General features: G+C 61.0%; 14 protein-coding genes. 5 read left to right on the top strand and 9 right to left on the bottom strand.

Annotated features, from left to right (window positions below; genetic code table 11):
• Positions 1 to 208 precede the first annotated feature (208 nt).
• A complete protein-coding gene (locus ACRER8_RS09320; protein WP_431746040.1) occupies positions 209 to 1,204 on the top strand; it encodes an aldo/keto reductase in 996 nt (331 codons plus the stop codon).
• A 203-nt stretch (positions 1,205 to 1,407) separates the two neighbouring features.
• Here the strand turns inward: ACRER8_RS09320 and ACRER8_RS09315 are convergent, their stop codons facing one another.
• Complete coding sequence (locus ACRER8_RS09315) at positions 1,408 to 1,599, bottom strand: hypothetical protein (protein WP_431746039.1); 192 nt, start codon at positions 1,597 to 1,599, stop codon at positions 1,408 to 1,410.
• 420 nt (positions 1,600 to 2,019) lie between these two features.
• On the opposite strand from ACRER8_RS09315, the gene ACRER8_RS09310 reads away from it, so the two are divergent.
• Together ACRER8_RS09310 and ACRER8_RS09305 are read left to right on the top strand one after the other, a co-directional pair.
• Positions 2,020 to 3,528 (top strand): NCS1 family nucleobase:cation symporter-1, encoded by a 1,509-nt coding sequence (locus tag ACRER8_RS09310; RefSeq protein ID WP_431746038.1) that lies wholly within the window; start codon positions 2,020 to 2,022, stop codon positions 3,526 to 3,528.
• A gap of 23 nt (positions 3,529 to 3,551) precedes the next feature.
• Entirely contained in the window at positions 3,552 to 4,274 is a 723-nt protein-coding gene (locus ACRER8_RS09305) for an aspartate/glutamate racemase family protein (protein WP_431746037.1), read from the top strand.
• A 32-nt stretch (positions 4,275 to 4,306) separates the two neighbouring features.
• Here the strand turns inward: ACRER8_RS09305 and ACRER8_RS09300 are convergent, their stop codons facing one another.
• From ACRER8_RS09300 to ACRER8_RS09275, 6 genes are all read right to left on the bottom strand, one after another.
• Positions 4,307 to 4,438: a hypothetical protein gene (locus ACRER8_RS09300; RefSeq protein ID WP_431746036.1), complete on the bottom strand. Its 132-nt coding sequence runs from the start codon at positions 4,436 to 4,438 to the stop codon at positions 4,307 to 4,309.
• 149 nt (positions 4,439 to 4,587) lie between these two features.
• On the bottom strand, positions 4,588 to 5,328 hold the full coding sequence (locus ACRER8_RS09295; RefSeq protein ID WP_431746035.1) for an amino acid ABC transporter ATP-binding protein: 741 nt from the start codon (positions 5,326 to 5,328) through the stop codon (positions 4,588 to 4,590).
• The gene (gene argH, locus ACRER8_RS09290; RefSeq protein ID WP_431746034.1) at positions 5,325 to 6,827 is read right to left on the bottom strand and encodes an argininosuccinate lyase; all 1,503 of its coding nucleotides are present in this window, start codon (positions 6,825 to 6,827) and stop codon (positions 5,325 to 5,327) included. Before argH ends, ACRER8_RS09295 begins: the two co-directional genes overlap by 4 nt.
• Before the next feature lie 11 nt (positions 6,828 to 6,838).
• Positions 6,839 to 7,516, bottom strand: a complete 678-nt coding sequence (locus ACRER8_RS09285; protein WP_431746033.1) for an amino acid ABC transporter permease — start codon at positions 7,514 to 7,516, stop codon at positions 6,839 to 6,841.
• Between the two features lie 7 nt (positions 7,517 to 7,523).
• On the bottom strand, positions 7,524 to 8,186 hold the full coding sequence (locus ACRER8_RS09280) for an amino acid ABC transporter permease (RefSeq protein ID WP_431746032.1): 663 nt from the start codon (positions 8,184 to 8,186) through the stop codon (positions 7,524 to 7,526).
• Between the two features lie 12 nt (positions 8,187 to 8,198).
• On the bottom strand, positions 8,199 to 9,044 hold the full coding sequence (locus tag ACRER8_RS09275; protein ID WP_431746031.1) for a transporter substrate-binding domain-containing protein: 846 nt from the start codon (positions 9,042 to 9,044) through the stop codon (positions 8,199 to 8,201).
• Positions 9,045 to 9,273: 229 nt separating this feature from the next.
• Between ACRER8_RS09275 and ACRER8_RS09270 the strand changes: the two genes are divergently transcribed.
• Positions 9,274 to 10,179, top strand: coding sequence for a LysR substrate-binding domain-containing protein (locus ACRER8_RS09270; protein ID WP_431746030.1), 906 nt, complete (start codon positions 9,274 to 9,276; stop codon positions 10,177 to 10,179).
• 209 nt (positions 10,180 to 10,388) lie between these two features.
• Here ACRER8_RS09270 and hemB read toward each other — a convergent pair whose 3' ends face one another.
• Entirely contained in the window at positions 10,389 to 11,363 is a 975-nt protein-coding gene (hemB, locus tag ACRER8_RS09265; protein WP_431746029.1) for a porphobilinogen synthase, read from the bottom strand.
• Between the two features lie 213 nt (positions 11,364 to 11,576).
• Complete coding sequence (locus ACRER8_RS09260; RefSeq protein WP_431746028.1) at positions 11,577 to 12,107, bottom strand: N-acetyltransferase family protein; 531 nt, start codon at positions 12,105 to 12,107, stop codon at positions 11,577 to 11,579.
• A gap of 111 nt (positions 12,108 to 12,218) precedes the next feature.
• Between ACRER8_RS09260 and ACRER8_RS09255 the strand changes: the two genes are divergently transcribed.
• Complete coding sequence (locus tag ACRER8_RS09255) at positions 12,219 to 13,160, top strand: class I SAM-dependent methyltransferase (protein WP_431746073.1); 942 nt, start codon at positions 12,219 to 12,221, stop codon at positions 13,158 to 13,160.
• Positions 13,161 to 13,320: the final 160 nt, after the last annotated feature.

Here is a 13,320-nt window from a genome sequence, read left to right as displayed (position 1 = left end):
GCTTGCTGGCGAATGTGCCAGCTGAGTTGTAGATAAGCAGCCTGACACGCCGCCTTCGCCAGCAAGCCGGCTCCTACACGCCATGCGTTGAGCGGCGCCAGCCGCGGTCGGACAGAACTCCTGCTTCAATACACGATCAGTAAACAACACCGGGCACTGACTTCACAGCGCATATCCGGTTCTTCATGACGCCAGACAGGACACCTTCATGAGTCTGCACGACAAGATCATCGGCCGCCTCGGCTTCGGCGCCGCGCCTTTGGGCAATATGTTCCGCAACATCAGTGAAGAAGAAGCCGCCGCCACTGTGCAATCGGCGTGGGATCAGGGCATTCGCTATTTCGATACGGCGCCGATCTATGGCGCAGGTCTGTCCGAACAGCGTGTGGGCAAGGCGCTCGCGCATGTGCCGCGCGATGAGTACACCCTCAGCACCAAGGTCGGTCGGCTGATTTCCGATGAACTCGACACCCAGGCCCGCAGCGGTCCGTTCACCGAAGGCCTGAAGAACAAGATCATCACCGATTACTCAGCCGATGCAACGATGCGCTCCATCGATGCCAGCCTCAAGCGGCTGAATACTGACCGGCTGGATATCGTGTTCGTCCACGACGTCGCCCAGGACGCCCACGGCGATGAGTGGATCGAGCACTTCAACGTGGCCCGCAAAGGTGCGTTCCGAACCCTGACTCGGTTGCGCGAAGAAGGCGTGATCAAGGCTTGGGGCCTGGGCGTCAATCGGGTCGAGCCGTGTGAGCTGACATTGGATTTGAGTGAAGCGCAACCGGACGGATTCTTGTTGGCCGGGCGCTATTCGTTGCTCGATCACGACCAGCCGCTGCAGCGGCTGTTCGCCAAGGCCCGCGAGCATAACGCTGAATTCGTCGTCGGCGGGCCTTATAGCTCGGGTGTGTTGGTGGGCGGCAAGCATTTCGAATATCAGGAAGCTCCGCAGGCCATGCTCGACAAAGTCGCGCATATCCAGGAAATCGCCCGCCAGTATCAGGTCGACATCAAGTCGGCGGCGCTGCAATTCGTTCTTGCCAATCCGCTGGTAGCGGCAGTGATACCAGGGGCCAGTCGCCCTTCGCGGATCGCCGAAGACGTAGCCGCGCTTCACGCCCAGGTGCCGGTCGGCTTCTGGCAGGCGATGCGCGATCAGGGTTTCATCGCGGTGCAAGCGCCGGTGCCGATGAAGGATTGACGATAACGGCCCTGTAGAAACATCTTCCTGTAGCAGTCCGGCTTGCCAGCGGCGACGACTTCACTGACGCCACTGCCGCCAAGCCTTGCTGCTACGGAGTTCACGTCGCACCGGGTTTTTCGGATCGCCCGATCTTCGCGGCGCACCGGGATTTTCGGATTGCCCGATTTTTGTAGGAGCCGGCTTGCTGGCGACCGGGTAGCTCAGACAAACGTCTGTAATTGACCCACCGCATTCGCCAGCAAGCCGGCTCCTACAGGTTGGCGGCGTGCCGGATTGGTGCGTAGATGCTGCCCCTTGTAGCAGTCCGGCTTGCCAGCGGCAGCGATCTCACCGACGCCACTGCCGCCAAGCCGTGCTGCTACGAATTCGCGGCGCACTGGGATTTTTCGCATGGCCCGATCTTCGCGGCGTACCGGGGTTTTTCGGACAGCCCGATCTTCGCGGCGCACTGGGATTTTCGGATTGCCCGATCTTTGTAGGAGCCGGCTTGCTGGCGAACCGGGTAGGTCAGATAACCGTCTGTAACTGACCCACGCATTCGCCAGCAAGCCGGCTCCTACAGGTGTGGTGGCGCGGCGGATTGGTGCGTAGATGCTGCCCTTTGTAGCAGTCCGGCTTGCCAGCGGCAGCGATCTCACCGACGCCACTGCCGCCAAGCCGTGCTGCTGCAGATTCTGTATCCCACCCCCCTTCCTAAATCCCGAAAATCACACCATCTGTAATCTTCGCGTTGACTCAACTGTCATTTGCGTTAGTCTTGCCTGCGCACTGTATACAAAAACAAATACAAATAGCGCCGGAGATTGTTGAACATGCCAGTAGACAACACCCTCGATCCAGCCCTTGCCAGTTCTACATCAACTACCGAATACGCGGCGCTCAGCCCCCGCCTGTACAACCAGGACCTTGCCCCAAGCAAGCGTGAAGGCAGGACCTGGGGTGGATACAGCATCTTTGCCCTGTGGACCAACGATGTACACAATCTTGCCAACTACTCCTTCGCTATCGGTCTTTATGCGCTGGGACTCGGCGGCTGGCAGATCGTGCTGTCGCTGGCCATCGGTGCCGCGCTGGTCTACCTGTGCATGAACCTGACTGGCGATATGGGGCAAAAGACCGGGGTGCCGTTTCCGGTGATCAGCCGGGTCAGCTTCGGCATTTTCGGCGCGCAGATTCCGGCGCTGATCCGCGCGGTCATCGCCATCGCCTGGTTCGGCATACAGACCTACCTGGCCTCGGTGGTGTTGAGGGTCTTGCTCACCGCGCTGGATCCGGCGCTGGATAGTTACGATCACGACGCGTGGCTGGGACTGTCGAGTCTGGGCTGGCTGTGTTTCATCAGTATCTGGGTGGTGCAGTTTGTCATTCTCGCTTACGGCATGGAGATGGTCAGGCGTTACGAAGCCTTCGCAGGTCCCGTAATTTTGTTGACCGTGGCCAGTCTCGCGGTCTGGATGTTCAGCCAGGCTCACGGGCAGATCGCCTGGTCGATCAAGGCGCCACTGGCAGGCGCGCAGATGTGGCGCAGCATTTTTGCCGGTAGCGCTTTGTGGCTGGCGATTTACGGCACGCTGATCCTGAATTTCTGTGATTTCTCGCGTTCGGCTCCCAGCAAGAAAACCATCCGCAAAGGCAATTTCTGGGGCCTGCCGGTGAACGTGCTGCTGTTTGCCTTCATCACGGTGCTCATCTGCGGGGCGCAGTTCTCTATCAACGGTCAGATCATTCAAAGCCCCACCGATATCATCAAGACCATTCCCAATACCTTCTTTCTGGTGCTCGGCTGCCTGGCGTTTCTGATCGTCACGGTGGCGGTGAACATCATGGCTAACTTCGTCGCCCCCGCGTTCGTGCTCAGCAGTCTGGCGCCGCGCTATCTGACGTTCCGCCGCGCCGGGATGCTCAGCGCTACTGTCGCGGTGCTGATCCTGCCGTGGAATCTCTACAACAGCCCGGTGGTGATCGTGTATTTTCTGTCGGGCCTGGGCGCCCTGCTCGGCCCGCTGTATGGCGTGATCACTGCTGACTACTGGCTTTTGCGCAAGGGTCGTGTCGACGTGCCGCAGCTCTATACCGAAGACCCGGCCGGTGCCTATCACTACTCCCGCGGGGTCAATCTGCGGGCGGTGTGGGCATTCATTCCGGCGGCGGCGATTTCCATCATCACCGCGCTGGTGCCAGCATTCGAATCGGTATCGCCATTTTCCTGGCTGATGGGCGCTGCCATTGGCGCGGCACTGCACCTGCTGTTGGCGGACCGTCGCAAGAGCTTCAGAGACGTCAGTGGTGAATCCATTGCCGTGCAAAATATCCAGCATTGATCGCAAGCGAGAGACCGTCACCCATGCGTATTTTGATCGTCAACGTGAACACCACCGAGTCGATGACCCAGACCATCGCCGAACAGGCCCGCAGCGTCGCGTCCCCCGGCACCGAAATCATCGGTCTGACCCCGCGTTTCGGCGCGGAGTCGGTGGAAGGTAACTTCGAAAGCTACCTGGCCGCCATCGCCGTGATGGATCGCGTGCTGTCTTACGATCAACCGTACGACGCGGTGATTCAGGCCGGTTATGGCGAGCACGGTCGGGAAGGTTTACAGGAGCTGCTTGAGGTGCCTGTGGTGGACATCACTGAAGCAGCCGCCAGTCTCGCGATGTTACTGGGGCACAAGTATTCAGTGGTGACCACACTGGATCGCGCCGTGCCGCTGATTGAGGATCGTCTGAAACTGGCGGGTGTGTTCGAGCGCTGTGCTTCGGTCCGCGCCAGTGGCATGAGCGTGCTGGAACTCGAAGAAATGCCCGACCGCGCTCTCGAAGCCATCGCCGGTCAGGCCGTCGAAGCGGTGACCCAAGACAAGGCCGAAGTGATCTGCCTGGGTTGCGGCGGCATGGCGGGACTGGATCAACTGATCCGCGACCGCGCGGGGGTCCCGGTGGTCGACGGCGTGACCGCGGCGGTCGCACTGGCGGAATCACTGGTGCGTCTGGGCCTGAAAACCTCCAAGGTGCGCACCTATGCCACGCCACGTCCGAAGAAGGTGGTTGGCTGGCCGTTTACTCTGTGATGACCGGTTAGCGGCCGAGCTCCGCGGAGCGTTCAGACATAGCGAAATCGCACCACCATCGAGGCTTTTGACTCCGGGCGAATCCCGTAGGAGTGCAGCTTGCCGACGATCTGACGCGAAGCGGCAGCAAAACCACGCTTGGCAGAAACGCCGCTCCAGGGCATCGCGCAATTACTCTGGGGCGCACACGCCGCCTTCAATGTGCCCCCGTCGCTACCGGCCGGATCGGCGCGCGTTCGGCTGCGACGTGGAGGTAAAACGGTGTTTTTCCGACACCCGAATCAGGACTCGGCCAAATCTCTTCTGCCATCAATCAATGCAAGACACTCTGCAGAAACTGCCGCGTCCGCGGATGCTCCGGCGCAGAAAATATCTGCGCAGGCGGTCCCATCTCGACAATCTTCCCTGCGTCGAAAAACACCACCCGATCAGCCACTTCACGGGCAAACCCCATCTCGTGGGTGACCACGATCATGGTCATGCCCTCGGCAGCCAGCGCCTTCATCACATTCAGCACCTCGCCGACGGTTTCCGGATCCAGGGCCGATGTAGGCTCGTCGAACAGCAGCAGACGCGGCTTCATCGCCAGCGCCCGGACGATCGCAACACGCTGCTGCTGGCCGCCCGACAGCTCGCCGGGATAACCATCGGCCTTGTGTTTCAGGCCGACCCGATCCAACAGCGCCAAGGCATTGGCCTGCGCATCGGCCTTGTTCATGCGTTTGAGCTTGACCGGCGCCAGAATCATATTGGCCATCACGGTCATGTGCGGAAACAGCGTGTAGTCCTGAAACACCATGCCGACGTCCTCGCGCAAGCGTGCCATGGCCTTGCGATCCCCAGCCTTGATTGACTCGCCGCCACCCACCACGACCGTCCCCGCCGAAGGTTCTTCCAGGCTGTTAAGGCAACGAATGAACGTCGATTTGCCCGAGCCGCTGGGGCCGATGATCACCACGACCTCGCCCTGACGCACGTCGAGATCGACACCCTTGACCACTTCGTGCTCGCCGAAATGCTTGTGCAACCCGCGGACTGTCAGCATCGCGCTCATATACCGGCCTGCGCGCGGGTGGCGGCCTGCAGCTTGTCCTGCGCCGCCAGCAGACGGTCTCGTCGCGCCTGATTGGCCTGACGCTCGGCCTGCAATCGCGCATTGGCCCGCAACAAACTTGGTCGCAGCGACGACAATGCCGGCCCGCCTGCTGAATCGCGGGACTGCACGTTGGCCGTCGGGTCCAGGCACTCGCGAACCTTGTGCGCGGGCAGATTCAGCGCATGACCCAGTTGCTCCATCGCACAGACATCCACCATGTCCGTGTCGATCCGGTGCGCGGGCAGCCCTGCATCCATTGCCATGCGCACCGCCGCGCCGACGATGTGATGGGCCTCGCGAAACGACAGGTCGGCCTCGCGCACAATCAAGTCGGCAAGGCCGGTGGCCGTGGAGAAGTCTTCACCTGCACGACGCACCGCGAGCTCGGCATTGGGAGTGGCGGTACGCAGCACCAGCTCCAGCAATTTCAGGCAACGCAGCGTCTCTTCGGCAGCTTCCCAGAACCCTCGCGTGCTTTCGCGGTTGCCGTCGCCGGTGTGCGAGAAGTTGCTGCCCTTGACGGTCACGCTCGCCGCCATCAACAGGCCGACGATATGCCCGGTGCGGCCTTTGAGGTACTCCAGGACGGTCGGGTTTTTCTTCTGCGGCATGATGCTCGACGTCGCCGCGACGCTGTCGGGGAAATCGATCAGGCTGAATTCGTGAGTGCTCCAGACGAAATAATCCTGAGCGACGCGGCTCCAGAACACCGACAACAGGCTCAGGTGCGACAGGCTTTCCAGAATGAAATCCCGCGACCCTACCGCGTCCAGCGCATTGTCGAGATAACCGTCGAAGCCCAGCAGCTCGGCGGTGCGCGCCCGGTCGATGTCGAACGGCGTGCCAGCAAAGGCAGCGGCCCCCAGCGGGCTCTGGTTCATGGACTCAAGGGTCTGGGTCAGGCGCTTGCAATCGCGTTCCAGCGCCTGTTCCACCGCTGACAGGTAATAGCCATAGGTGATCGGTTGTGCCGGTTGCAGGTGGGTATAACCGGGCATCACCACTTCGGCGTAGACCTCGGCGTTGTTCAGCGCGGTCTGGCGGGTCTGGATCAACGCGTCGATCAGGCTCATCAGCACTTCGCGGCAACGCAGGCGGTCGAGGGTGGCAAGGATGTCGTTGCGACTGCGACCGGTGTGCAGGCGGCCGCCGATGTCGGCACCGATCTGCTCGATCAGGTGCGCTTCGTAATTGAAGTAGGCGTCTTCGCGGGAAGGATCGAGGGTCACCACGCCGGGACCCGCGGCTTCCATGTCCAGCACCCCCTTGGCCAGCGCGGTCGCATGTTCGCCGCGAATCAGGCCCTGTTCGGCAAGCATCACGATGTGCGCCTTGTTGACGTTACCCAGGTTGATGAAGCCGTCGGCGAAACCCTCCAGCCGTGGCCGGTAGATGTACTCGTTGACCTCGGGGGCGGTGGTTTCCTTCAAGCGACGACTGACTTTGGACTCTTGCATGATCAAACCCCTTAACGAGTTGCGCGCATCGCCGGGCGACCCAGGCGACGTTCGAGATAACGGCTGAGCCAGCTCAGCAATGAACAGATGACGAAGTACACCAGCAGCACCGCCCCATAGACGGTAAATGCGGGGCTGACGCCGGTCATGACCGTGGAGCGCTCGACGATGATCTGGCCGACCTTGAGAAACTCGCCCACACCCACCAACGCCCCGAGTGACGTGGCCTGAACCAGCATGGTCAGCAGACCGGTATAGGCCGGGAGAATCGCCCGCATGGACTGCGGCGCAATCACATACAGGTAGATTTGCCAAGGGCGCAGGCCCAGGGTCCAGGCGCTTTTCCACTGGTGACTGGCGACCGATTCCAGACCACCGCGCACAATTTCGATGCCATTGGCACTGCCCCATAGCGTCAAGCCCGTGACCACCGCCGCGAAAGGGCTGAGATCGAGACCGAGCATGGGCGCGCCGAAGAAAATGAAGAACACGTTGACGATCAGCGGAATCGAACGAAACAGCTCGACATAGCCGTGAATCGTCCACCACAACAGGCGATTCTTTAGGGTCGCCAGCACGCCGAACACCGCCGAAATGATCGTGGTGAACAGCAGGATTACCAGCGCCAGGCGCACAGTCATCCATAAGCCCTTGAGCACGAACCCCCAGTTTTCGAACAGAAAATTCATCGAGGCCTCACTGCCGGAAGGGACGTTGCAGGTGGGCCGAGAGACGCCCGGTGCCCAGCGCCAGAATCGCAACCAATGCCAGGTACATCACACAGATCGCGCTGAACATTTCGATGGCGCGGAAATCCGTGGCAATGCGATCCACCGCCACGAACGTCAGTTCAGCCAAGCCAATCGCCTGCAAGTACGACGAGTTCTTCAGCAGCGAGATCGCGGTGTTGAGCACCGCCGGCAGACTGGTGCGAAAGGCAATCGGCAACGCCACCAGACAGAAGTAATGGCTGGGCTTGAGGCTCAGGGCCATGCTCGCTTCGCGCATCCCGTGTTCGACCGTTGCCAGCCCGCCGCGGATGTTTTCGACCTGGTATGCCCCCGCCCATAGCGAAAGACAGAACACCCCCGACCAGAACAGCGACAGCTCAAGGCCGATCGCGGGCAGGCCATAGAAGATGAAAAACAACTGCACCAGAATTGGCGTGTTGCGAATCAGCTCTACGTACAACGCCACGATCTGCGCCAGCACCGGCACCCGCATCACCCGTGCCGCGCCACCGAGAATGCCGATCAGCAGGGAAAATGCGATGGCCAGCAGCGAGACCCGCAGCGTCATCAACACGCCATCGAGCAGCGCCGGCCATTGCGCCAGCAGGTAGCTGTAATCGAAATCCATGACGGCGCCCGGTCAGAGTTTTTCAGCAGGTTTGGCCTGCTCGAATACGCTCAGGTAGTAGCTCTGGATATTTTCCGGGACGTACTGCCGCACCCATCCGCTGAACAGTTTTTCCTCGTGCATCTTCGCCACGGCGGCGCTGAGGTAGTCGCGGAACTGCTCGTCGTTCTTGCGCACGCCAATGGCGGCGTCGGAGATCTGGAAAGGCTCGTTGATCAGCCGCGCATCGCTGTCGTTGGCGGCAACCACCACCAGCGTTGCGGCGTCATGGGTGTACGCATCGGCGCGGCCCTGGCGGAAGGTCTGCAAGGCGTCGGCAGCGCTGTTCATGCGTAAGGTCTTGACCTCGGGCATGTGGTCCTCGAACCACTTGGCCTGAACCGAGCCCTTCAGCGTGGCCAGGGTCCTGCCATTGAGGTCCTTGATCGACTTGATCGGACTGTCTTTCTTCACCACCACGTCACTGGCGCCCCAGCGGTAGGGCGTGGTGAAGTCGATCACGCGCTGGCGTTCCGGGGTGACGCCCAGGGTCGCGATGAGGAAGCCGACCTTGCGCCCCAACAGTTGCGGCACGCGGTTTTCAGCGGTGACGCAGGTGAAGGTCACCTTATCCTTGGAGCCCAGCGCCCACAGGGCGATCTGTTTGGACATCTCGACCTCGACGCCGGCGAATTCGCCGTTGCCGTTCTGGAAGCCATAAGGCGGCTGGTCGCAGCGCACACCGGCACGCAGTTGCCCTGCCTCTTTTATTTCATCGGGAACCGGCGGCAGATCGGCGGCGTGAACCTGCGCCAGACCCGCCAGGGAGACACATGAGAGAGCCATGGCACGAACGAGAGTTTTCAACGAATACGACATGATGCCTCCTGGTAACTACCAGCGCGGCGGCGCACGACGCGATACCGCGCAACGATTTCAAGGGCAGAAAACAGCGGGGACTGCAGCGCGGTGTTGGCGATTGAAGTGCGCTTGGGCATCGCGTCCGTCTGCGCGGAACCGTCGATGTCGAAAACAGTTATAAAGCCTCTGGCTCATGCCAACAAATGACAATACATTGGTCATCCATACCGAATTGATATGGCCTGTCATGAACTTCAAACAAGTCGAAGCCTTCCGTGCCGTGATGTTGAGCGGCTCGATGACCGCTGCAGCCGAGTCGCTGCACACCTCGCAACCCAACATCAGCCGCCTGATCGCCCAACTGGAGCGCGGCAGTGGTTTCAAACTGTTCGAACGGGTTGGCGGGCGCCTGTTGCCGACCGACGAAGGGGCTGCGTTGTTCGCCGATGTCGAGCGCGCCTTCATCGGTTTGCAGAGCCTGGAAAAATCAGCGCAGACCATCCGTCGTGGCGGCACTGGCCAGTTGCGGATTGCCGCCGTGCCGTCGCTGTCGCTGACGGTGCTGCCGAGGGTGATTCAACGGTTTCGCCACGAGAATCCCGACGTCGCTATTTCGATCCACACCAGCGATTCGCCGATGGTCGCGCACTGGGCCGCATCGCAGTTCTGTCATCTTGGGCTGGCGTCGTATGTCGGCGAGGAAATGCCAGGCGTGCGCACGCAAAAAATCTGCGATGTGCCGGGGGTTTGCGTGTTTCCCAAGGGGCATCGGCTCGCGGCATTGGAGACAGTGGGGCCAAAGGATGTGTATGGCGAGGAGTTCATTTCGCTGTCGCAGAATGACGGCTCGCGCACCCGGGTGGATCGGGCGTTCGCCGCTGACAAGGAATACCGCAAGTTGAGCCTGGAAACGCCCTATGCGGCGACCGTGTGTTCGTTGGTGGCGTTAGGTCTGGGCGTGAGTATCGTCAGCCCGATGGTGGCGCGGGAGTACCTGCACATGGGCATCGAAACCCGGCCATTCAACCCGGCCATTCGCTTCTCGACCTACCTGATGCTGCCCGAAGACCGGCCACAGAGTCTGTTGAGTCAGCGTTTTGGGGTATTGATCCATGAAATGCTCACCGAGGCGAGCAAGCAGTGGCAGGTGTAGCGCAAATGTCTGTCTGAAACACCGCCAAACCTGCAGGAGCCGGCTTACTGGCGAACGGCGTAGTGTCAGTCGACATCCATGGCTGACCCGCCGCGTTCGCCAGCAAGCCGGCTCCTACCGAGGATCGCGGTGGGTCAGCCATATGGATATCGATTCAAACGCCGACCTCGTCCGACCGCTGCCTGCAGCAAGCCGGTTTTACGTCGGACTCAGATCCCGCTCAACGCCAGATCCATCGCGAAATAGGTGAAGATCAGATCCGCGCCAGCGCGCTTGATCGCGCCGAGGCTTTCACGCACCACGCGCGCTTCGTCGATGGCGCCGGCCTGTGCGCCGAACTTGATCATCGCGTATTCGCCGCTGACCTGATACGCCGCCAGTGGCAGGTTCGAGGCCTCGCGGATGTCACGGATGATGTCCAGATACGCGCCCGCTGGCTTGACCATCAACGCATCGGCGCCTTCGGCCTCGTCCAGCAGCGATTCGCGCAGGGCTTCGCGGCGGTTCATCGGGTTCATCTGGTAAGTTTTGCGATCGCCCTTGAGCGCCGAACCGCCCGCTTCACGAAACGGTCCGTAGAGCGATGAGGCGAATTTGGTCGAGTACGCCATGATCGGCGTCTGGGTGAAACCGGCGGCATCCAGCGCGGCGCGAATTGCCCTGACCTGACCATCCATCGCCGCCGACGGCGCGATCACATCGGCACCGGCGCGAGCGGCCATCACCGCTTGCTTGCCAAGGTTCTCGATGGTCGCATCGTTGTCGACGTGGGCGCCGTGCATCACGCCGCAGTGGCCGTGGTCGGTGTATTCGCAGAAGCAGGTGTCGGACATCACGACCATTTCCGGCACCGCGTCCTTGATGGTGCGCGAGATGCGCGACACCAGACCGTTTTCCTGCCAGGTGTCACTGCCGCTGGCGTCCAGGTGATGGGAGACGCCGAACGTCATCACCGACTTGATACCCGCGCGGGCATAGCGCTCGATTTCCTGAGCCAGCTTCGACTCCGGAATGCGGCTTACGCCCGGCATGCTGTTGATCGGCACGAAGTCGTCGACCTCTTCCTCAACGAAGATTGGCAGCACCAGATCATTGAGGGTGAATTCGGTTTCCTGAAACAGCGCGCGCAAGTGTTCGTTGCTGCGCAGGCGGCGTGGACGAGCGGCGGGAAACAGACTAGTCATGGCAATTCCTGATCGAAGATTCGCGAAAAACACCAGACCAAAGAGGTCTGGGCGTTATCAATGGCGCGAAGCTTATGCCTGCCTCGCTTCGGATTCAAATATCGGCGCGATAAAGAGAATTGTTGTGCGCGTAACAGTACGGTGCCTGACGCCAAACGCATTCAGTCATGGACAGGCATCGAGGGCAAACGGTCCCTGGCGTAAGGCGATGTCTCACCCCGGCAGATTGCCAGCTCCCTCGCCCAGTTCGCGCTGCATGATCACGGTGTCGAGCCAACGCCCATGCTTGAAACCCACCGACTCGAACACGCCGACCTTGCGGAAACCCAGGCGCTCATGCAGCCGGATCGAGGCGACGTTTTCGCTGTTGCCGATGATCGCCACCATCTGCCGACGCCCGCCCTCGACGCAGCGCTTGATGACGAGTTCCAACAGCGCCTGTCCGATCCCCATCCCTGCCATGCCTTCGCGCACGTAGACCGAATCCTCGACTGTGAAGCGATAGGCCGGACGCGGCCGGTAAAGCGTCGCGTAGCCATAACCAACGACCTCGCCGTCGCGTTCGGCGACTACGTAAGGCAGGTTGCTGGCACAGACATCCGCGCGACGTTGAAGCATCTGTTCAAGAGTCGGCGGTTCCAGTTCGAAGCTGGCGGTGCCGTGGAGCACGTGATGAGCGTAGATGGCCTGTACAGCGGGCATGTCGTCTTCATGGGCGTCGCGCAGGATTAGCGTGTGGGTCATGAGCGGTCTTCTTGAGATTGCGATCTTCTGTTGGGTCCACAGGATAATCATTCACCACCCACATTTGGGTTTAGAATGCCGCCCTTCTCACTGCTGACCCGCCGCCACCCGATGAATTCCGACGCGCTGACCACCCTCAATGAGCACCTGCTCGCCGCCCTCACCCCTGCGCCTGCGGAAACCCGCCGCCTGTTTCACGGCCGTGGGCGCCGCTGGCCGGGACTTGAACAGCTGACCGTCGACTGGATGCAAGGCGTGGTACTGGTGTCGTTGTTCAAGGAGCCTGCGACCGATGAGCTCGAAGCCCTGAAACGGTTGCTGCTCGACCTCGCACACGGTGAAGTCTGGCAACAGACACAGGCACACACCCTACTGCTGCAACATCGCTACCTGCCCGACAGCCACACTGAAGCGCTGCTGGGCGAGATGCCGGACGAATGGACGCTGACTGAAGGCGGCTTGCGCTACCTGGTGGATTTCGGCAAGAAGCAGAACACTGGGCTGTTTCTCGACATGCGTTACGGCCGGGACTGGGTGCGCGCCAATGCGTCCGGCAAGCGCGTGTTGAACCTGTTCGCCTATACCTGCGGTTTTTCCGTGGCCGCGATCGCCGGTGGCGCACAGCGCGTGGTCAACCTGGACATGTCCCGCGCGGCGTTGAGCCGGGGTCGCGACAACCATCGTCTCAATGGTCATGACCTGAGCAAGGTGAGCTTTCTGGGGCATGAATTGTTCAAATCCTGGGGCAAAGTGAAAAGCGGTGGGCCGTACGATTTGGTGATCATCGACCCACCGTCTTTTCAGAAAGGCAGCTTTCTGCTGACCAAGGATTACCAGCGGGTGCTGCGCAAACTGCCGGAACTGTTGAGCGACGAAGGCACGGTGCTGGCGTGCATGAACGACCCGGCAATGGGCGCGGATTTTCTGATCGAGGGCGTGATGCGGGAAGCGCCGGGGTTACGCTTCGAACAGCGGCTGGACAACCCGCCAGAGTTTGCCGACATCGAGCCGGATGGAGGACTGAAGGCGCTGGTATTCCGGCAGTTAGGCTGAACACTGTTGCACAGCACGGCGCCTCTTGCGGCAGGGCTGTCGGCGATGGCGTCTTCCTGTCAGTTGCAGATGCGTTGCTCACCCCGCCGCGTTCGCCAACAAGCCGGCTCCTGCAGTAGTTCGTGGGTGTTTGTGCCAAATTCCGGCACGCTGGAGACTC

The sequence above is a fragment of the Pseudomonas sp. genome, from assembly GCF_050739935.1.
GTDB lineage: Bacteria > Pseudomonadota > Gammaproteobacteria > Pseudomonadales > Pseudomonadaceae > Aquipseudomonas.
This window is presented reverse-complemented; position numbering and strand designations above follow the sequence as displayed.

Excerpts from the sequence above, each read along its gene's own strand:
- ACRER8_RS09320 (WP_431746040.1), top strand. The coding sequence starts at position 209 with ATGAGTCTGCACGACAAGATCATCGGCCGCCTCGGCTTCGGCGCCGCG.
- ACRER8_RS09315 (WP_431746039.1), bottom strand. The coding sequence starts at position 1,599 with ATGCGAAAAATCCCAGTGCGCCGCGAATTCGTAGCAGCACGGCTTGGC.
- ACRER8_RS09310 (WP_431746038.1), top strand. The coding sequence starts at position 2,020 with ATGCCAGTAGACAACACCCTCGATCCAGCCCTTGCCAGTTCTACATCA.
- ACRER8_RS09305 (WP_431746037.1), top strand. The coding sequence starts at position 3,552 with ATGCGTATTTTGATCGTCAACGTGAACACCACCGAGTCGATGACCCAG.
- ACRER8_RS09300 (WP_431746036.1), bottom strand. The coding sequence starts at position 4,438 with ATGCCCTGGAGCGGCGTTTCTGCCAAGCGTGGTTTTGCTGCCGCTTCG.
- ACRER8_RS09295 (WP_431746035.1), bottom strand. The coding sequence starts at position 5,328 with ATGAGCGCGATGCTGACAGTCCGCGGGTTGCACAAGCATTTCGGCGAG.
- argH (WP_431746034.1), bottom strand. The coding sequence starts at position 6,827 with ATGCAAGAGTCCAAAGTCAGTCGTCGCTTGAAGGAAACCACCGCCCCC.
- ACRER8_RS09285 (WP_431746033.1), bottom strand. The coding sequence starts at position 7,516 with ATGAATTTTCTGTTCGAAAACTGGGGGTTCGTGCTCAAGGGCTTATGG.
- ACRER8_RS09280 (WP_431746032.1), bottom strand. The coding sequence starts at position 8,186 with ATGGATTTCGATTACAGCTACCTGCTGGCGCAATGGCCGGCGCTGCTC.
- ACRER8_RS09275 (WP_431746031.1), bottom strand. The coding sequence starts at position 9,044 with ATGTCGTATTCGTTGAAAACTCTCGTTCGTGCCATGGCTCTCTCATGT.
- ACRER8_RS09270 (WP_431746030.1), top strand. The coding sequence starts at position 9,274 with ATGAACTTCAAACAAGTCGAAGCCTTCCGTGCCGTGATGTTGAGCGGC.
- hemB (WP_431746029.1), bottom strand. The coding sequence starts at position 11,363 with ATGACTAGTCTGTTTCCCGCCGCTCGTCCACGCCGCCTGCGCAGCAAC.
- ACRER8_RS09260 (WP_431746028.1), bottom strand. The coding sequence starts at position 12,107 with ATGACCCACACGCTAATCCTGCGCGACGCCCATGAAGACGACATGCCC.
- ACRER8_RS09255 (WP_431746073.1), top strand. The coding sequence starts at position 12,219 with ATGAATTCCGACGCGCTGACCACCCTCAATGAGCACCTGCTCGCCGCC.